Genomic DNA, 20,035 nt, shown 5'->3' with positions numbered 1-20,035 from the left:
GCATGCTTAAAAGTGATTTTTTACTTTAGAATCAGGTTTTAAACTTTATTCTTTCTTTTTTGTACACGAATAAAGCCACTATATACGATGCGTAGGATTATAATGCTGCTCATGACAGCGCCAATAATAACAATCTTATGTTGATGTGGCATTAAAAACTTCCAGAATACGTGGAGCCAATGACTGATCTGTAAACCAACACTAACAATGATAAAAGCCCAAATAAAACAGGCGAGTATATTGACTGTAATATAGCGGTATCTAGAGTATTTTTTGATCCCAAAGCTCATGGGAATTGCTGTTCTCAGTCCCCAAGCAAAACGCATCAGTAAAATACTTAATGTCGGATAACGCTCAATTAATTGACTTGCTCGTTGGAATTTTTCATCTAGTTTTGGTCGTTGTTGGATAAAGGCATAGCCATATTTTGCACCAATTTGGTAATACAATTGATCGCCAATAAAGCCACCTAACATGGCTGCGGCAATAAGTAACCAAAAATTGAGCATATGTTGATGTACGGCATATGCACCGAGTAACAAAATGGTTTCACCCTCAAAAAAGGTACCGATAATAATGGCAAAATAACCATAGTGTTGTAAGAGTGATGACCAATCAAGCATAAATAAATTCTTATCAGTAAATGAAGTATATTTTAGTTCAGCATCTTTTTATAAGTTTACAGCATACGGTAATATGCAGAAATTGAGTAATTTTGATGTTTAGTTTATTGAATCAATTAGATCTATTTTGAAATTCTACTGTAGCAGTATTAGGAACTCGTTTATGAGTACGATTTTACCTGTCGCACAACGTGGTGAAGCAATTTTAACTTTAATCGCAGCGCATGTTGCTGAAAGTGAATTTAACAGTACATGGTTAAATGGCTTAGCAGATGCTATGCAAGCCACTATGCTTGAACGTAACGGCGTGGGTATTGCTGCACCGCAAGTGTATGTGTCTAAACGCATCATTATTGTGGCTTCGCGCGCAAACCCGCGTTATCCAGATGCACCTGAAATGGATGCAATTGTCATGGTGAATCCTGAAATTTTAGAAAAGTCTGAGCAAACCATTTTGGGTGAAGAAGGTTGTTTAAGTGTTCCGAATGAACGGGGAGAAGTTGCACGTGCTGAAATGGTTAAAGTTCGTTATTTTACTTTAGAGGGTGAAAAGTTTGAAACTGAATTTCATGGCTTTCCTGCACGGATTGTGCAGCATGAAGTAGATCATTTGGATGGGGTGTTGTTTGTGGAGCGATTATGAAAATGTCTGATTTAGTAATATTAAAAGTCTTTCTATAATAAAAACTTAAAACAACCTGCTCGTGATTTACGCAATAACATGACCGATGCTGAAAAGTTGCTGTGGTCAAAACTTCGTAACAAGCAAATTTTAGGTCTACAGTTTTATCGGCAGAAACCGCTTTTAAATTTCATTGTGGATTTTTACTGTTCTTCTGTAAATTTGGTGATTGAGTGTGATGGCAGTCAGCACTATACAAATGAGGGGTTGGAAGCTGATCGGGTGAGAGATGAGGCTTTGGCTCAGTTGGGGCTGAGAGTGCTGAGATTTGATAATGGGCAGGTTTTGAGAGAGATTGATGGGGTGGTTCAGGTTGTTTATCAATTTATTCAGCAGGAATCCCCCCTTTATTAAGGGGGCTAATGGATTTGTATAAGTCGTTAACAATCATTTAACTACTATATTTTGATTTCAAATAAGATGCGACTTTATCAAGTTCAGGAAAAATACTTGCTTGATTGATACCTAGATCATCTAATTCTTTGAGTAAGTATTTTTTACTTTGAGAGGGGATTATTAGTCGTTTTCCGTTAGGTTTTAATTGGTATCCGATTGGGAGCTTTGTAAGTTCAAGCTTATTCTGACCAACTCCAAATAAGAAAAATGCACCGCTTTGACGAATAATTCTAGGATTATCCAGTTTGGGCTTAACACAAATAACTTTACTCAAATGATCTTTCACAACTAATGGAAGGAAATGAGGTTTTTCATTTTTAATTTGATGAAGTAAAAATTGGAGTTCACTTGTTTGGTTAAATATAGTTAGATCATTTTCATGAGGTATATGAAATGATTGGGGTCTTAAAGCTATATTGGAAATAACAGAAACTGTATCGCTGTCAAAATACTTAATGTCTTTCTTAGGGATATTAAAAATAATTAGTTCACCTGCTGCTAATTTGTCTAAATCGTTAGAGCATGCAAAATATAAAGCAATTAAAGGATTTGAAGTAATATCTAATAATCTGGTAGGTAGATCGTAATGTTGCATTTTTACGAGTACCTCAAGAGTATTTTTACAATCGTTGAAATCTTTTGGGCAAAGAGCTAAAGACTCTTTAATTAAAATATCTTCTTGTTCAATATTCTTATTATTCCGGTAAATACTAGGAATTAATTCGTAACCACAAGCTGAATGTCCTCTAAAGTAACGTTCAGATACATCGTCTTTGGGAACCACAGAAAAAATATTTAAAAGCTGACTAATAGAAGTAATCTCTGCGGAGTCATTTGGTACGGAGTCTATTCGTTCTTTGAAATTCAATACTATATCCATTGTTCATCTTTTAAGGTTTTTAGTTATATGAAATTTATATTGTTTTTTTAATAAATGGAATCCCTCCCAACCTCCCTTTAAAAAAGGAAGGATTACACGAATTCAATACCACCATTAAATTCGTGAGAAGTCCTCCTTATTAAAGGGGGATTTAGGGGGATTAAAATGCTCAATAATAAAAAGTCCTTACCAAGAGGACTTTTTATTTAGATTAAATTCAATCAAGAAACCGAATCATCCAAATTCGGTGCTAACCAACGCTTCGCCTCATCCAAAGTCCAATTTTTACGTTGCGCATAATCATCTAACTGATCTTGAGAGATTTTACCCACGTTAAAATATTCAGATTGCGGATTCGAATAATAGAAACCACTCACGCTTGAAGGTGGCCACATTGCAAAGCTGGTTGTTAACTCAGTACCAATCTTCTCGGTAGAACCTAACCAATTAAATAAAGTCGCTTTTTCCGAATGTTCAGGACAAGCAGGGTAACCTGGTGCAGGACGAATCCCGACATACTTTTCTTTAATCAAATCTTCATTCGATAATTGTTCATTGGCTTGATAGCCCCAGAACTCTTTACGAATACGCTCATGCAAATGCTCTGCAAACGCCTCGGCAAAACGGTCACCTAAAGACTGCGCAAGAATGGCAGAGTAGTCATCACCTTTGGCTTTATACTCATGTGCCATTTCTTCTGCACCAAAAATGGATACTGTGAAACCACCTAAATAATCCTGAGCTTGATCTGCCGTTGCTACAAAATCGGCTAAAGACAAGTTTGGTTTGCCTGTCACTTTGTCAGATTGCTGACGAATATGTTCAAAGGTATGTGTTACTGTTGAACGAGATTCATCACTAAATACAGATACAGAATCCGCAGCTACACGGTTGGCAGGGTAAATACCAAACACTGCACGTGCGTCAAAACGTTTATTCTCAACGATGTCTTTCAACATTTCTTGCGCTTGGTTATATAAGTCAGTCGCAGCTTCGCCAACAATTTCATCTTCTAAAATACGTGGGAATTTGCCTGCCAAACTCCAAGAAATGAAGAATGGTGTCCAGTCAAAATATGGCACTAACGTTTCAAGTGGATAATTGGTTAAAACTTCTGTGCCAATCAGTTTGGGTACAGCGGGAACATTATTCCAATCAATCTTTAAACCATTTTCAATCGACTGTGCATAAGACAATTTTGCAGCTTTCGGTTGCTTGTTGGCAATACGCTCACGAACTTTTTCATATTCTGCACGGGTTTCTGCAACAAATTTCGGCTTCATTTCAGGAGAAAGCAGGGTGGTTGCTACACCGACGGCACGTGAAGCATCCGCCACATAAATCACTGCATCATTCGAATATTGCGGATCAATTTTCACTGCAGTATGTGCTTTAGAGGTTGTTGCACCACCAATCATCAATGGAACATGAAAGCCTTTACGTTGCATTTCTTTGGCAACAAAAACCATTTCATCCAGTGACGGTGTAATTAGACCTGATAAACCAATAATATCGACTTTTTCATCAATAGCGGTTTGTAGGATTTTCTCAGCAGAGACCATGACACCAAGGTCAATAATGTCATAACCATTACAACCCAGTACAACACCGACGATATTTTTACCAATATCGTGTACGTCACCCTTAACGGTTGCCATCAATACTTTACCTTTAGATTGGCTACCCGATTTTTCAGCTTCAATGTACGGGTTTAACCAAGCCACAGCTTGTTTCATCACACGGGCAGATTTCACCACCTGTGGTAAGAACATTTTACCTGAACCGAATAAATCACCAACTACGTTCATGCCGTCCATGAGTGGACCTTCAATCACGTCTAATGGACGTTTTGATTTTAAACGAGCTTCTTCGGTATCGACATCAATAAAGGTAGTAATGCCTTTGACTAAGGCATATTCAAGACGTTTTTCTACAGGTTGTTCACGCCATTCAAGATTTTCAACGGCTTTTTGTGCACCTGCTTGACCACGGTACTGTTCTGCAACTTCAAGCAGTTTTTCAGTGGCGTCTTGACCGCTTTCACCTTGGTTTTGATTTAAGACAACATCTTCTACGGCAGCTTTCAGTTCTTTCGGAATATCATCGTAAATGGCCATCTGCCCAGCATTGACAATACCCATGGTCATGCCTTGCTGAATGGCATGGTACAAGAACACGGAGTGAATCGCTTCACGAACTGGTTCATTGCCACGGAAAGAGAAAGAGACGTTAGACACACCTCCTGAAATCATCGCATTCGGCAGATTTTGTTTAATCCAACCGGTTGCTTCAATGAAATCAACTGCATAGTTATTGTGTTCTTCAATACCGGTTGCAACGGCAAACACGTTCGGGTCAAAAATAATATCTTCAGATGGGTAGCCGACATCATTGACTAAAACATCATAAGAGCGCTTACAGATTTCACGTTTACGTGCGGCTGTATCTGCCTGACCTGTTTCATCAAAGGCCATGACGATAATTGCAGCCCCATATTGACGACATAAACGGGCTTTATGGACAAACTCGTCATAACCTTCTTTTAAGGAAATGGAGTTAACCACGGGTTTACCTTGGACACATTTCAAACCTGCTTCAATGATTTCCCATTTTGAGGAGTCAATCATGATTGGAACACGTGAAATGTCAGGCTCAGAAGCAATCAGATGTAGGAAATGTACCATCGCACCTTGCGAATCGAGCATCCCTTCATCCATGTTGATGTCAATAATTTGCGCGCCACTTTCCACTTGTTGACGTGCCACATCAAGTGCTTCTGCAAAATTTTCTTCACGAATGAGGCGTAAGAATTTTTTTGATCCAGTAACGTTGGTCCGTTCACCTACGTTTACAAACAGTGAATTATCATCAATGTTAAACGGTTCTAAACCACTTAAACGACAGGCTGGTTTAATCTCTGGAATTTGACGTGGTGCAATGTCTTTGACTGCATTGTAAATCGCACGAATATGATCTGGGGTCGTACCACAACAGCCACCGGTAATATTAATTAAACCACTTTCAGCAAATTCTTTAATAAATGCAGCGGTTTCTTCTGGGGTTTCATCATAGCCACCAAACGCATTCGGTAAACCTGCATTAGGGTGTGCAGAAACGAAAGTATTGGCAACATCGGCAATAGTTTTGACATGCGGACGCATAGCATCTGCACCTAAGGCACAGTTAAAACCAATGGAGAGTAAATCGCCGTGACGTACTGAATTCCAAAAGGCTTCTGCGGTTTGACCAGTCAAAGTACGACCTGATGCATCGGTGATGGTGCCTGAAATCATTAATGGCAGTTCACGACCAATCTGCAAGAAGACTTCTTTGACTGCAAAAATTGCTGCTTTACAGTTTAAGGTATCAAACACAGTTTCAATCAGTAGAATGTCTGCACCACCTTCTATTAAGGCATGGGTGGCTTCGATATAGTTTTCTTTGAGTTCATCAAAGGTAATGTTACGAAAAGCGGGGTCATTTACATTTGGTGAAATTGAACAGGTTCGAGAGGTTGGCCCAAGTACACCAGCCACAAAGCGTGGTTTATCTGGGGTTGAATATTTTTCACAAGCTGCTTTAGCAATACGGGCTGCTTCAAAGTTAATCTCATGGACTAAATCTTCCATGTGATAGTCTGACATGGAAACACGAGTACCATTGAAGCTGTTGGTCTCAATAATATCCGCGCCAGCATCTAAATAAGCTTCGTGAATATCTTGAATAATTTGGGGTTGTGTTAAAACTAAAAGGTCATTATTGCCTTTAAGATCAGATGCCCAGTCAGCAAAACGCTCACCACGGTAATCAGCTTCTTCTAATTTATGGCGTTGGATCATAGTACCCATCGCACCATCGATAATTAGAATGCGTTGGGTAAGAAGCTCTTTCAGGGTGGCAAGCGTGGACATAAATAACCCCAATATTGGCAAGATAGGTTGAATTAAATGGATGATATTTTAGCAGATTTAAATACAGTTTTAGTAATAATCAGCTGTATTGCGACAACAAAGTAGAATCTTGGTGGAATTTTAATCGCTGCAGTAGTGGGGTATGAATTTTTTATAGGCTTTCAATATTCATCAATTTGTCATACAACTCGAGCAAAATAGGTCATATTGGTGGTTTGAGCAGCAATTGGATTGAAATATTACAAATATTATTTCAGTTTAAAGTGTCATATTTTGTAAGTGTTGTAGTCTGTTGAAAAGAGCTATATTTTTGTTTTTTATGATTTAATTTAATAAATCTTGGGTGTTTTTTCTTTAATAATGAAGATGAATGGTGATAAATTACGCTTCATCTGAGCTTTGTTTGTCATATAATTGTCATAATTTAATTGAACAATAAGGGGATTTTATTATCCTCTTACCCGTCTGCATGAATTCTAATATTCCTCCCGTTTCAGATTCAACACAAACGTCGACGGCCACAAAGTCGACCAATGTGCATGTGCCAACACCGAAATTTTTTATGCCGGTGTTTTTGACGATCATTATTGCAACACTGATTTATATTGGTGTGCAAGTGAATGCAGACTTGGCACACGTCCCACCTTTAAGTTTATATTCAGTGATTCTTTTAGCGACAGCGTTGTTTATCGCTTTAGGCTTTGAATTCGTTAATGGTTTTCATGATACGGCTAATGCAGTCGCTACAGTCATTTATACCAATGCTTTACCAGCACCTGTTGCCGTGATGTGGGCTGGTTTTTGTAATTTCCTTGGGGTCATGGTTGCCAGTGGAGCAGTCGCTTATGGCATCATTGCATTGCTGCCCGTTGAACTGATTATGAACGTCGGTAGTGGTGCTGGTTTTGCCATGGTATTTGCCATGCTCATTGCTGCTATTCTGTGGAATTTAGGTACTTGGTTTTTAGGTATCCCAGCATCTAGCTCACATACATTGATTGGTTCAATCTTGGGTGTTGGTATCATGAACTACATTCTACATGCATCAAGTGGTGCAAGTGGTGTAGATATGGACCAAGTCACTAAAGTCGGTAAAGCACTATTATTTTCTCCCCTGATTGGTTTTGCCTTTGCTGCTATTGTTTTCTTGATTGTAAAAAAATTATTTAAAAAGCAACTTGAACTCTTTCAACCACCTGAAGGTAATAAACCGCCACCACCATTAATTCGTGCCATTCTAATTTTTACCTGTACAGGTGTTAGTTTTGCGCATGGTTCAAATGATGGGCAGAAAGGTATGGGTTTAATCATGCTGATCTTGATTGGTATTGTGCCTTTGGCTTATTCATTGAATAAAGGTTTGGATCATCAGCATTTACAAACATTTTCACAACTTTCTGCACAAACGGCAATCGTGATGGATGCAAATCGTCCTGATATTGCTGATGCACAAGCACGTGATGTTTTGACTAAATATATTCAGACCAAAGAGCTCAATTCGAATGTTGTGCCAGCGTTGGCAAGTTTGACTGAGCAACTTGGTGAGCGTGTTGGTCAATATGGTGATTTAAAAGCTATTCCAGAAGCAGAAGTATCGTCACTACGTAATGATATGTATTTAAGCACTACTGCATTTAAGCGCTTGGATAAAGCTGAAAAATTACCAGCTATGTCTGCTGATCAGACCAAAGTCGTTAAAGAGTACCGCAAAAGTTTAGACTCATTTTTACAATACATTCCAACTTGGGTAAAAGTTGCTGTTGCACTGGCATTGGGTTTAGGGACCATGGTGGGATGGAAGCGTATTGTGGTGACTGTTGGTGAGCGAATTGGTAAGCATCATATGACTTATGGTCAAGGGATGTCTGCTGAATTGGTTGCGATGTCTACCATTGCTGCGGCGGATGGTTTTGGTATGCCCGTTTCAACGACACATGTGTTAAACAGTGCTGTCGCAGGAACCATGGTTGCCAATAAATCAGGTCTCAATTTTGCGACAGTGAGAACTATTCTTTCGGCATGGATCTTTACTTTACCCGCGACTATTTGTTTGTCAGGCGTTTTATATTGGTTGTTTTTAAAAGTATTTTAAGTTGAATTAAAAATTAAAAACGCTGCAATTGTTATTACTAGTACTTGTAAATATATAAAACATATCAAATAGACTCTCAAGGGAGTCTATTTGGACTCAACTGTAATGTTTTAAATTTGGTTATCTCTAGTTGAAATTATATAAGACATATAAAATTTTTTATGTTTCTTAACCTACCTTGAAATTCAAGATTCCCAACTTATTTTAAAGCTTTTACGATTACCAACGGATTAAGTATTATTTATGTCTAAACCATAAGCTAAAATCGCCAGATTAGATTGCAAATGTGATTGTCTCAAAAATAAGATATCGACTAAACTGACTTCAATTATTACATTCGTTATTAGTCTATTATGAATTCCCCTAAAGTAATTGTTTTTGATGCATTTGGAACGCTTGTACAAATTGGTCAAAGCAAATCCCCATATCGTAAATTAATGAAATGGCTTAAAGAGGATGGTAGAAAACCTAGTTTAAAAGATGCCAATATTATTATGTCTAATGATGTTGATATTGAAGAATTGGCTAAAGTTTTTGGGAAAGAGATCCCAATACAATTATTACAAGAAATAGAAGAGGATATTGATTTTGAACTAAATACAATTGAGCTCTATAAAGATACTATTCCAACACTTCGAAAGCTAAAGAGTCTTGGTTTTCAATTGGCGCTATGTTCAAATTTGGCAAAGCCTTATGGTGATAAACTAAAAGCGATACTTCCAAACTCATTTGATGCAGTTTTTCTAAGTTATGAGGTTGGTGCGATAAAGCCTGAAAGGCATATTTATGAGGTAATACTAAAACAATTCTCCTGTCAAATGTGTGATGTACTCTTTGTTGGTGATCATCCGATTTTAGATGTTGAAGTACCAATTTCTTTAGGTATGTCAGCAAGGTTGATAGAACGAAATAAAAAACAAAATCTCAGTAATATGCTGAATGATCTAATATCTGATTAGAACATCTATTTGTATATATCAGTAATTATCATCCACGAATTCTAATTAAGAGTAGTCCACCGGATTCACTTAAAAGTATGCAATATTATGACTGCATATTCTTATCTAGATGAACACTGAATGGTGCGTAGTAATGAACACTGTTTCTTATTTTACTTAGGCAGTTAGATCTCTTGCATTAGTCAAAACTTAATCAGCTATAACCTTTGATTTATAAGGTATTACGTAAATCAAAAATGATTAAAAACCATATTTACGCAAGTGGTCTTTTATGTATATTTTGTTCTAAACAACAATACTGGTCTATCAAATTAAATTACGGGTCCTTGATTTATTACATATTTATGGATAATAGTTATTCACTTAAAATGGTTGAAAAGTAACTAGGGTAAGATAATAAAACTTTTTTAATGGTATCAGAGTAAATTTGAGTAGCCTTATAGAATTCGTCCTCGAAAAAACCTTCAAATAGCAATTTATCACATAACTCCTGAGCTAAAAACCTGTCAGAGAATCCAAATTCGTAACATGAAATAGACTGTAGATCAGGAAGTCCGTACTTCAAAGATTTTTGAAAAAGTAATAACGACAATGCTTGTTCATTATCGGAAGTAAAATTATCTCCAAATAGGAATAATCCTACTGCTGAAATGATTAGTGAGCCATGAAATCCTAGGGTGTTTTCACAAAAATTATAGATATCATCTTCTTTAACTTTTCTATATTTAGATCCATAAGGTTTTTTTGCACTTTTAGCAATTGAAAAATTTATCAGTTCCTCATAAGACTCCCCATCAATCCATTTTTTTGCTAGGTTTATTGGGAAATGATTGGGAATAGCTAAATGAAGAAATGGATCATCTATTTGTTGCAATAAAATATTCCAAATCATTGTAAGCCAATCAAAATTATTCTTAATATTTATTAATTTATCGTAATTTTCATGTACCCAAGTATAGATAGCTTGAGAACTATCTATTCCTAATAAAGTTTTAGAAAAAATCAAATGATTTTCTTTTATAGGCTCTTTTTCTTCGATAAATTTCGCTAAAGAGGTAAATAAATTAATAATTCTACTCTTTAAAAGGTCATCTGCTAAGTGAAAAGCTAGTGTAGATTCTGAGAGAGTAATAACAGATAGTAAAAAAGTGGAGAAATCTCCATTACCACGATTGGCCATAAGATAACTTTCTATGGCTGTTGTTAGGTTTTTCCTTCGTCTTAAATCATCTAAAAAATATTCAGGGGTTATGTTACTAAATTCTTTAGACTTTGTCTCAGCCCAATCAATACATCGCTTACTGTCTACTAAAAGTAATTCATCTGGAAATTCTAACTCAATAGTTTGAAACCCGATGGTAATTACAATAGGCTGAAAAATACTAAGTAATGAACTTGTTATATTTTCAGTATTTTCGGGATTTAATAAGTTAACTGCGCCATTAAATTTGTAAGATTCTTGATTTTTTTTATCGAAAATAGATGGGTCTGAAAAAATGATTAAACCTTCAGTGTGCATTCCTGAACGTCCAGCACGACCTATTAGATTTTGAAAATCCCTAACTTTAATTTTAGTTCCTGCTTGATAAACGCTAGGAACTATTAGGTATCTAATTGGTAGATTAACACCTTGAGCTAGTGTGGATGTACAGGAAACAAAATTAATAAGATTCTTTTGCATTGCAAATTCAATTGCAAGTCTAAGCCCATTTGGTGTCGTTCCATGATGAAGAAAAACTCCTAATAAAGAAGCTTCACTCAAAATAGATTTTTGTCCAAAATTTCCACAAATTAAAGCATGTAATTTATTAATTTCTTCTAAGTTTGAGAAATCAGCTGGAGGTCTTAATACAAAATCTCTCTTATATATATCAACCATTTTCTTAATTACGATATATGCAGAGTCCTTTCTTCCACTGAAGATGGCAACAGAACCGTTCGGTACAAGTCTGCAACCTAAATAAACTCCAATTTCTGTCGGATCTTCTCTTGAAGGAAATACTCTGGGACTTCTTTCTCCTTTAAAAAGAGTTAAATTTTGTTGCTCTAGTATTCTGGGTAAAAAATAATCATAATTATTGTAATCTTGATTTTCATAAAATATTAGTTGACCACGAATCTCTAACCAACTAGCGAAAGATACTGCTCTGGATGTAGCTAATAAATGTTGGCCATCAACAACCGTTGCATCATTACTTATAAGCCAAGATGCAATATCTTTAGCATTGTTGATTACTGCGGAGATTAATATAGTTTGGGCATCAGGCGGTAGAATTTTTTTAATTTCTGTTAACAATAGTTCATAAGTAATGCCACGACTTCCAGAGTCAAATTGGTGCCCTTCATCATAAATAATAGTACCAATATGATTCGCAATATTACTTTTCTGCCTTAATAAATAAAGCAATTTTTCTGGTGTAAGTACTAGTATGGAATTGGAAATAAACGAATCTGGATTATCAATTATTTCAGCAAATTCAATCATAAAATCTAATTGTAAAACATCTGATAATTCATTAATCCGAACACCATCCCCTTTAAATGCTATTTTTAAAGTTTGAGCAATTTCATGGCATAGTGCCCGAAATGGGGCAACGACAATAGCTAATTTAGTTTTGTAGCTTAAAAAAGAGCTACGTAAAATAATTTCAACAGATTTTGTTTTTCCAGCACTAGTTGGCATTTGAATAACACCAGAACTACCAGAAAAAAGTCCTTGTTCACCAATTTTTAGTTGAGATGGCCACAGTTCTTTTGGAAAATGTGGTTTCTTAATAATATCCTGCCAAACTTCTTTTTGAATATTACTGAATTCAGGTAATGTGTTCCATGAAGAGTATGCTAATCGTAATTTCACAATAGCTATGGTTATATCTGTGTAAAGTAACTCAATTGCTGAACCATTACTATAAACTTTATTTCTTAATTTTATTAACTCTTCATTAATCTCACTAACATTTTCACCATTAAAAAAATGAAATGCTAATAGTTTTGAAATTTTATTTGTATTATTACAATAATATTCATTATCGTGATGTACGTAATTTTTCCAATTTGACTGAAGCAGCCATTTCAGAAAATTTTGTAATGATGATACTGTATAATCTGGTGCATATTCATATAGCCTTTTTGCAATTACTAAACTACTACCGGGTCTTCCAGCTAAATAATATGTTGAAGATGCAATTAATAGTAAATCATAATCAATATTTGAGTTTAATTTTGATTCAATAAAGGCATCAAAAAAACTAGCACTAAATAATAAATTGCTAATAAACCTTTCTGGTAGTTTAGTTGTTGCGTTATCACAAATAAAAGCAACAGCATCTCCTAATATTCCTATAGTTAGAACCAATAGTTCTTCAGGATTACTTTGTTCTGGTATAGATATATGCAAATTTTCAGGGATATCTAATTCGTACATTTTACCTTTTGAACGTGTGATACCAAATAGCCTTTTACTATTAAATTCAGGCTTCATTAGCAGCTCTTTCATATAGTGCATGGACAAATTTCATCAAATTATTACCACGTATAACAATTAGTTGCAGATTAGCTATATTAAGATGTTCATTAACCTTCGTTTCAGTATTAAGAGCAATTTCATCATACGCCATATCAGATAATATAGCTGCTGCTCCTGATAAATAAGTGTAAGGATGGTCGGCTGGATTTTGAAATCTTTGAACGATAAGAACTTGTTCATTTTGCTGTGAACGATTTAATCGTCTTTTAATTGCATTCAAAGTAGCTGCTTGTCGTAGAAAATCTTTTGATGAATCATCAACAGCATTCTGTAATCGATTAGCGTATTTTTTATTAGTCAATTGAGCTTTAACTTCAAATGTAATAAGAGTATCGTTAATTGATTGCTTATTAATATCATCGACTTTGATCCCTAAAATATCTACACCCTTCGCTGACTCATTACGACTTTCTTTCTCTGCAAATTTCCCTCTTGGAACCCAATATTGTAGATTGAACTCTAAAAAATCTGCTACTAATAGCTCTGCAAAATCTCCTGCACGAATGCTAGGACCGGGTGCTAAACTTTTATCTGGAAAAACTAATTGTTCAAGGTAGTCCGCTCTTGATAAACCTGTACCATCACGTAAAATATCTATTTCTTCATCTATGCAGTAACACTGTCTAAAATGTTTTGCCCAGCTTGAAAGATCATCGTTTAAAGGTACCATTAACTCCCAGATTTCAATATTATGACCATCTGAAGTACGAAGCTGGTGAGAACATTTTTTTAAAAATGAAAGATGATCTGGTATTTTTATCATAAAATTTTATACTTTATTTAAATAGTATTATGAAATTGAAAACACATAAAATCATGCCACTGCACTCTGATTAAACGCCTCAACAACCCCAATAATGTTATCTGCATCCTTATCATTAAACACCCCATCAAGCCCCTCATAATGCATTTGACTAAAGGGTGGCTCATACAGTTGGGACGACTGCATTACACCTCGTTTGGTAAGGTGCTCCATTATCATTTCAACAAAACGGATTTGGTTTGCATTGTAGGTTGTGCCGACTAAAAATTTAGAGAAAGCTTCTTTTACAGCAATTGCATCTAAGCCAACTAAAGAGCGTATGAATTGTGGCAAACTAATGGCTGATCCAAAGCATTGTTCAAACTTATCTTTGCTTTCGACTTCCTGTGCATCAAATACGAAGCGCTCAAGTTCAGTCAAATCAGTCGGCGTAAGCTGTAAACCTTTTTTTAATTTAGCAATGGTAATGTGATTTTCATTGGCCTTAATAAAGCTTTCTACACGCTTACGATATTGGGCAATATTCACGCCACTGGCAACAATTGGAATATTGACCTCTGTGGTAGCACCCAATTCATCTTCAAGCATGGTATAGACCACTGTAGACGATGTTTTTTCGATAAGTTTGACCAAGCCCCTGATTTGTTTACGCATCGACTCTAAAATTGGAAGCGTAATATCCACCCAATAATCTTGTGACTGAATCTCTTGGATCAGTGCAAGATGAGGGGCAACCACTGGAATATTAGACTTTGATTCTAGTTGTGAAGCAATTTGAACGACTCGGCTGGCATATGCCTCTAAAGCTTTAGAATTTTTTTCTAATACTGCCAATTCAAGGTTGTAGCAGAGCATATCAAAGAGTTTTGCTTCAATGGTTTCTTTAGGAAGTTCATTCGGTAAACGAGAAATATGTTCTCGCAATGTGCCCATTGCAAGGTCATCAAGGTTTTCCCAAGCTTCAGCCGTTTTGAATCTCTCAACATGCTCAATCTCAGTTTTAACAATGAAGTTATCTTTATTCATTGCCGTGACTTCAGCCCGTAACCCTTCACATAAATCGTTTTGAACGGCATTTAATGCTTGGGCTTGCTGGTCATTGAGCTGATTCTTTTGTTTATAGTCTGGTGCATTCAACAGACTCATAATATTTAAACGTGCTTTAAACAGACGTTGTCCAATTGGTTCTACCGTACTGCCCATTGCACCTTTGGGATTGATTTCAAAATATTCAAAGTTAGAGCAGTAGTCGAAAATATAAAACTCAGATTTATTCGATTCAGGTGCAAATAAGTTTTCACATAATCGAGTACCACGACCAATCATTTGCATGAATTTAACTTTAGAGCGTATTGCTTTAAAGAACACCAAATTCACCACTTCAGGCACATCAATCCCTGTATCGAGCATATCGACAGAAATCGCAATTTGTGGTTCTGCGACATCCTTTTTACTAAAATCATCAATTACGCTTTGCGCGTATTTGGTTGCATGGGTAATGATACGTGCAAATTTTCCATCATATTGCGGATAGCTGAGATTGAATCGATCGGCAATAAATTCCGCATGTTTTTGATTCACCGCAAAGATAATCGTTTTACCCAGTACATCACCACCGTCAACCTTAATGCCATTTTCCATTAAGTGTTTCAGCATTTTGTCTACGGTATCAGTATTAAACAATTGCTTATTGATTTGTGCTGCTGAAACCTCTTCAGGTGCTTCTTGATCACCCCAATCGGTGTTTTCCCAATGTTCTTTTTCTTCGTCTGAAAGTTCACTGTACTTAATGCCTTCACGCATGAATTTTAACGGTACAGAGAAAGCTTTAGGAGGTACAAGGAAACCATCAGCAATGGCTTGATCTAAGTCGTAGTAATGCGTTGGTACACCAGTTTCAAGTCCAAACAAGGCATAGGTATCTCGATCTACTTCATCTCGTGGAGTTGCTGTTAAGCCGACCAATAAGCTGTCAAAGTATTTAAAGATTTCACCGTACTTTTGATACACACTACGGTGAGCTTCATCGACAATAATCAAGTCAAATGTGCCTGTACCATACTTACGCGTACCATCTTCATTGAGCTGATCAATCAAGCCAATCATAGTCTGATAAGTACAGGTATTAATTCGCCCAATTTCACCTTTACTGTCTATTAAATTAAAAACAGATGCACCCGATTTAAAAAACTTAGCAAACTCTCGTGTTGCTTGATTGACTAATGAATTACGGTCGGCAAGGAACAGGACTCGTTGCACCACATTGGCCCGCATCAACACATCCACCAAGGCAATTGCAGTACGGGTTTTACCTGTACCCGTTGCCATAATCAGTAAGCCTGCACGTTTCTTCTGTTGGAATTCGGCAAGTATCGATTTAATGGCAGTAGTTTGATAATAGCGTTCGACCATTGTTTCATTAATCGGGAAACTACTTAAATCAGGGTTATTCTTACGTCTTTCAATCAGGCGTTTCAGTTCAGCCTGTGTATAAAAACCTTGGACTAAACGTGGTGGGCCACCTTGCACATCATTCCAAATATGAGTCTGGTAGCCATTACTATAGAAAATTACAGGGCGTTGTCCTGTGGCTTGTTCTAAGCAGTCCGCATAGAGCTTGGCTTGTTGTTCACCCATCTTCGGGCTGGAGGTGGTACGTTTAGCCTCAACGAGTGCCAGTGGCAAGCCATTGGCATCATAGAGCACGTAATCAACAAAACCTTCGCCCGATGTACTTGGCATACCTGTCACAGGAACTTCAAGTTTGACCGTATTGCCAATGTCCCAACCTGCTTCTTCAAGCATTAGGTCAATGAGATAAGTTCGGGTATCGGCTTCGTTGTAGTCATACGTGTCTAGAACTGCATTATTGGCAACTTTGGCTTGTTCAACTTGTTGACGTTTTAGCGCAAGTTCAGCATCAATATTGGCGAGTAATTTTTCACGCTCTTCTAAGCTTGCAGAAAGTTCAAATAGTTTTTGTTCTTGTTCTTTGAGTGCCTGATGTTTATCTGCAAGCTGCTTTTCAAATATTTCGGTTTGCTTTTGCAGTTGCTCTTTGTCTGCTTTTATTGATTGTTCAGCATTGTCATTTGGAATGAGATTTGGATTAAATAAAATCTGCTGTGAGCGGTCTCTGGTGACTGCGCCATAGGTGCGTTCAAACCAAATGTAGACCATAAACAGTTCGCTGATGGTCTTTACAGCATCTTCTGTTTTGAGGCTATTGAATTTTTTACCGTGTACGGCATTGTTGCCTGCCATACGAATCACATCCATTTTACTCAGAATGTAAGGCGGTATAATTTCTTGGAATTTGGGCTGATTAATTAAGTTATGCAGTGATGCATCAAAGGGTTGAGTGAGTTTTTTATCATATTTATATAGCCAAAATACAAGGCTTTCGAGAGATTGCCTTGCACACATCAATGCCGCTTGAGGGTAAATATAAACAAGCTTTTCAGCCCCTATAGCGGTTTCTGCCAAAGCAGGAAATGCCGATTCCAGAAACTGAAAATTACTCATTTATACACCCTCAAATATTTTATAAATTTCCGCTAAATGCTTTGTTCTGTAATGATTTAAATAAATTGTTAAAATTCACATATTGTTTGTAAAATAAATGTTTATTTATTTCAACCTTTTCAAAGAAATTAGCAAATAATAATTGCTTTTCAATCGGCGGAATATTAATCACCAAACTTTTTACATCTTGCTGATTTATACTTGATTGATTGACAGCATCTTTACGTTTGTTTGCAATTTGATTTAATACAAATTGCTGTTTCAAAAAGAAAAGTAAAAAATATGGATTTAACTTTTTTGTATCGACAGAGAATCTCATCATATTAGACTCAAAAACAGTAGGTTCTTCCAAATTTCTTACCAAAGCCGTTTTACCAATATACTCAGGACTATTTACACGATTAATTACTAAATCAAATTTATTGAGTTGATATTTTTCAATGTCAGATTGCTCAAGTGATAATCTTTTAAATCCTTTATTATCAATGATATCACCACTCTTAAACCCATCAATCCTTACAATAGGTATTCCTTCACCATACATAGTCGCGGGTTTATATAATCCATTTTGAGGACCTATCAAAATAAGTGTATCCAACTCATATTGATTGTAATTATTCGGATTGTTAGAGGGATCACCAAACATATCAATGAACGTGGCTTGTAAAAGTTGATCTAACTTTACAATCGCTTGCTTACGTTTTTGGCGTAGCTCATCCGCTTTATCTAAAATAGATGCAATTCGGCGTTGCTCTTCAAGTGGGGGGAAATTAATTGTCAAATCAGAAAAACGTGATTTATTAACAATAGGGAGAGTAGTAGAAGAAGATGCTTTTTCTAATTGTGGTTTTAAAGTTTGAGCACAATAAAACCCATATTTAGGAAATATTTTATTTTTATCAAAAACTAACCCATTGATTTGCTGATTAAAGCAAACTTCTCTATCTACAATAGTTATTTTACCTAGATTACCAATACAGGAAACCAATACTGTATCTTTAGGTACTCTATATACCTGATCAGCACCTAAATCAGTCAAATATGTCTTCGTTTCACCTAGGATACTTTCATTTAAATCAGCAGGTGAAACAAAAGGAATATTTCCATCGTAATATTCTCTATTTGAAGTTTGAGGTGTCTTTCCAGTTATTACCTTAGCAACGTCTTTTAATTTTGATGTTGTCCATCCCTTCATTTAAGCAACTCCTTAAGCTCATTCATTCCATTCAGAATATCTTGCTCAAGCAGCTCTAAATCCGCCAAAATTTTACTTGGTGCCTCATATTCCACTTGCTCATAGACCACTTCTTTATAACGGTTAATCGACAGGTCATAACCATTGGCAGCAATAGCCGCTTTATCTACCAAGAAACTTTGATCTGTTGCTTTACGCTCATTTTCAGCACTTAAGTTTTTAAAACGTGCAAGAATGTCAGGAATGTTATTATTTTCATGCTTGCTGCTATCTAGCTCATTACGCTTATCATCCAACGAAAAACCATCGGCTTGCATATCATAGAACCAGACTTTATCTGTACCGCCAGACATGGTTTTAGTGAAAATCATAATGGCAGTCGAAACCCCTGCATAAGGCTTAAACACACCTGAAGGCATCGAAATAATAGCTTCTAACTGTTGCTCTTCAACAATTTTTTGACGTAAAGCTTTATGTGCAGTCGATGAGCCAAATAACACACCATCAGGCACAATAATCGCAGCACGGCCACCAGTTTTCAGTAAGCGTAAAAACAACGCTAAAAATAACAATTCAGTCTTTTTCGTTTTAACGATCGCTTGAATATTTTTGGCACAAGCTTCTGCATCCAAACTTCCTGCAAAAGGCGGATTGGCTAAAATCAGGCTGTACTTACTTTCAATATGTGAATGCGCTTCGCTTAAAGAATCACGGTTCTCAATCGATGGGTTTTCTACACCGTGCAACATCATGTTCATTGAACCAATACGAAGCATGGTGCTGTCAAAATCATAACCAAAGAATGTTTCTTCACTAAAACGCTTGGTCGTTTCAGGTGAAGCAAAAATCTCTGAACTATGATGCTCATTTAAATATTCACTAGCAGCCACCAAAAATCCTGCCGTACCACATGCAGGGTCACAAATAGTATCTGTTGGTTTCGGTTGCATTAAATCCACAATCATTTTAATGATATGGCGTGGTGTACGGAACTGACCGTTTTGACCTGCTGATGCAATTTTACCGAGCATATACTCGTAAATATCACCTTTAGTATCTTTATCATCCATCGGCACATCTGCCAATAAATCAACCACCTTGGTTAAAAGTGCAGGCGTTGGAATGGTAAAACGAGCATCTTTCATGTGGTGGCTGTAAGTACTGTTTTCTTCGCTACCAATATTTTTAATAAATGGGAATACTTGTGAACTGACAAGCTCATACAACTGAGTAGGATCACCTAAAGTAATGAATTTAGACCAACGTAAAGCGTCTTGCTCCGCTGTAAAAATTGGATGTTCAATGTCTTGTTTTAAACGGTTGGCTTTTCTTTCTTTGGCAATCTGAATTTCATCTAAGCGACGAATAAATAGCAAAAAAGTCATTTGTTCCATGACTTCTAATGGATTAGAGATACCACCACTCCAAAACGCATTCCAAATATGGTCAATTTTGCTTTTAATTTCGCCTGTAATCACACTGA

The 20,035-nt window shown here is 36.4% G+C and carries 11 protein-coding genes and 1 pseudogene; 4 read left to right on the top strand and 8 right to left on the bottom strand.

Going from position 1 to position 20,035, the window contains the following annotated elements; all coding sequences use genetic code 11:
- Nucleotides 1–38: 38 nt before the first annotated feature.
- Nucleotides 39–623, bottom strand: a complete 585-nt coding sequence (locus tag B9T28_RS08835) for a DedA family protein (RefSeq protein WP_086203616.1) — start codon at nt 621–623, stop codon at nt 39–41.
- 163 nt (nt 624–786) lie between these two features.
- Here B9T28_RS08835 and def point away from each other — a divergent pair, with 163 nt between their 5' ends.
- Both def and B9T28_RS08825 read left to right on the top strand, forming a co-directional pair.
- On the top strand, nt 787–1,266 hold the full coding sequence (def, locus tag B9T28_RS08830) for a peptide deformylase (RefSeq protein WP_086203615.1): 480 nt from the start codon (nt 787–789) through the stop codon (nt 1,264–1,266).
- 33 nt (nt 1,267–1,299) lie between these two features.
- Nucleotides 1,300–1,659 (top strand): annotated as a pseudogene (locus tag B9T28_RS08825) (endonuclease domain-containing protein); the annotation flags it as partial.
- A 37-nt stretch (nt 1,660–1,696) separates the two neighbouring features.
- Here the strand turns inward: B9T28_RS08825 and B9T28_RS08820 are convergent.
- On the bottom strand, nt 1,697–2,581 hold the full coding sequence (locus B9T28_RS08820; RefSeq protein ID WP_086203613.1) for an FRG domain-containing protein: 885 nt from the start codon (nt 2,579–2,581) through the stop codon (nt 1,697–1,699).
- 221 nt (nt 2,582–2,802) lie between these two features.
- Nucleotides 2,803–6,492 (bottom strand): methionine synthase, encoded by a 3,690-nt coding sequence (gene metH, locus B9T28_RS08815; RefSeq protein ID WP_086203612.1) that lies wholly within the window; start codon nt 6,490–6,492, stop codon nt 2,803–2,805.
- Nucleotides 6,493–6,961: 469 nt separating this feature from the next.
- Between metH and B9T28_RS08810 the strand changes: the two genes are divergently transcribed.
- Together B9T28_RS08810 and B9T28_RS08805 are read left to right on the top strand one after the other, a co-directional pair.
- On the top strand, nt 6,962–8,584 hold the full coding sequence (locus tag B9T28_RS08810; RefSeq protein ID WP_086203611.1) for an inorganic phosphate transporter: 1,623 nt from the start codon (nt 6,962–6,964) through the stop codon (nt 8,582–8,584).
- A gap of 353 nt (nt 8,585–8,937) precedes the next feature.
- Nucleotides 8,938–9,543, top strand: coding sequence for an HAD family hydrolase (locus tag B9T28_RS08805; protein WP_086203610.1), 606 nt, complete (start codon nt 8,938–8,940; stop codon nt 9,541–9,543).
- A 355-nt stretch (nt 9,544–9,898) separates the two neighbouring features.
- Here B9T28_RS08805 and B9T28_RS08800 read toward each other — a convergent pair whose 3' ends face one another.
- The 5 genes from B9T28_RS08800 to B9T28_RS08780 are packed head-to-tail and all read right to left on the bottom strand — an operon-like array spanning nt 9,899 to nt 20,030.
- Nucleotides 9,899–13,024, bottom strand: a complete 3,126-nt coding sequence (locus B9T28_RS08800; RefSeq protein WP_171263484.1) for a DEAD/DEAH box helicase — start codon at nt 13,022–13,024, stop codon at nt 9,899–9,901.
- Nucleotides 13,014–13,832 carry a Hachiman antiphage defense system protein HamA gene (locus tag B9T28_RS08795; RefSeq protein WP_086203608.1) on the bottom strand — a complete coding sequence of 273 codons (819 nt, stop codon included), beginning with the start codon at nt 13,830–13,832 and terminating at the stop codon, nt 13,014–13,016. The genes B9T28_RS08800 and B9T28_RS08795 overlap by 11 nt, the downstream gene beginning before the upstream one ends.
- 51 nt (nt 13,833–13,883) lie before the next feature.
- On the bottom strand, nt 13,884–17,357 hold the full coding sequence (locus tag B9T28_RS08790) for a DEAD/DEAH box helicase family protein (protein ID WP_086203607.1): 3,474 nt from the start codon (nt 17,355–17,357) through the stop codon (nt 13,884–13,886).
- Nucleotides 17,358–17,376: 19 nt separating this feature from the next.
- On the bottom strand, nt 17,377–18,552 hold the full coding sequence (locus tag B9T28_RS08785; RefSeq protein ID WP_086203606.1) for a restriction endonuclease subunit S: 1,176 nt from the start codon (nt 18,550–18,552) through the stop codon (nt 17,377–17,379).
- Nucleotides 18,549–20,030 carry a type I restriction-modification system subunit M gene (locus B9T28_RS08780; protein ID WP_086203605.1) on the bottom strand — a complete coding sequence of 494 codons (1,482 nt, stop codon included), beginning with the start codon at nt 20,028–20,030 and terminating at the stop codon, nt 18,549–18,551. Before B9T28_RS08780 ends, B9T28_RS08785 begins: the two co-directional genes overlap by 4 nt.
- Between the last annotated feature and the right edge of the window lie 5 nt (nt 20,031–20,035).

The organism is Acinetobacter silvestris, assembly GCF_002135235.1.
In the GTDB taxonomy this organism is placed as follows: Bacteria; Pseudomonadota; Gammaproteobacteria; order Pseudomonadales; family Moraxellaceae; genus Acinetobacter; species Acinetobacter silvestris.
Note: the sequence above shows the minus strand (reverse complement) of the source record. Positions and strands in the feature narration are given on the sequence as shown.

What these genes read in the sequence shown, in the direction of transcription:
- def (WP_086203615.1), top strand. Translation starts at nt 787, where the DNA reads ATGAGTACGATTTTACCTGTCGCACAACGTGGTGAAGCAATTTTAACT.
- B9T28_RS08795 (WP_086203608.1), bottom strand. Translation starts at nt 13,832, where the DNA reads ATGATAAAAATACCAGATCATCTTTCATTTTTAAAAAAATGTTCTCAC.
- B9T28_RS08785 (WP_086203606.1), bottom strand. Translation starts at nt 18,552, where the DNA reads ATGAAGGGATGGACAACATCAAAATTAAAAGACGTTGCTAAGGTAATA.
- B9T28_RS08790 (WP_086203607.1), bottom strand. Translation starts at nt 17,357, where the DNA reads ATGAGTAATTTTCAGTTTCTGGAATCGGCATTTCCTGCTTTGGCAGAA.
- B9T28_RS08835 (WP_086203616.1), bottom strand. Translation starts at nt 623, where the DNA reads ATGCTTGATTGGTCATCACTCTTACAACACTATGGTTATTTTGCCATT.
- B9T28_RS08800 (WP_171263484.1), bottom strand. Translation starts at nt 13,024, where the DNA reads ATGAAGCCTGAATTTAATAGTAAAAGGCTATTTGGTATCACACGTTCA.
- B9T28_RS08805 (WP_086203610.1), top strand. Translation starts at nt 8,938, where the DNA reads ATGAATTCCCCTAAAGTAATTGTTTTTGATGCATTTGGAACGCTTGTA.
- B9T28_RS08820 (WP_086203613.1), bottom strand. Translation starts at nt 2,581, where the DNA reads ATGGATATAGTATTGAATTTCAAAGAACGAATAGACTCCGTACCAAAT.
- metH (WP_086203612.1), bottom strand. Translation starts at nt 6,492, where the DNA reads ATGTCCACGCTTGCCACCCTGAAAGAGCTTCTTACCCAACGCATTCTA.
- B9T28_RS08810 (WP_086203611.1), top strand. Translation starts at nt 6,962, where the DNA reads ATGAATTCTAATATTCCTCCCGTTTCAGATTCAACACAAACGTCGACG.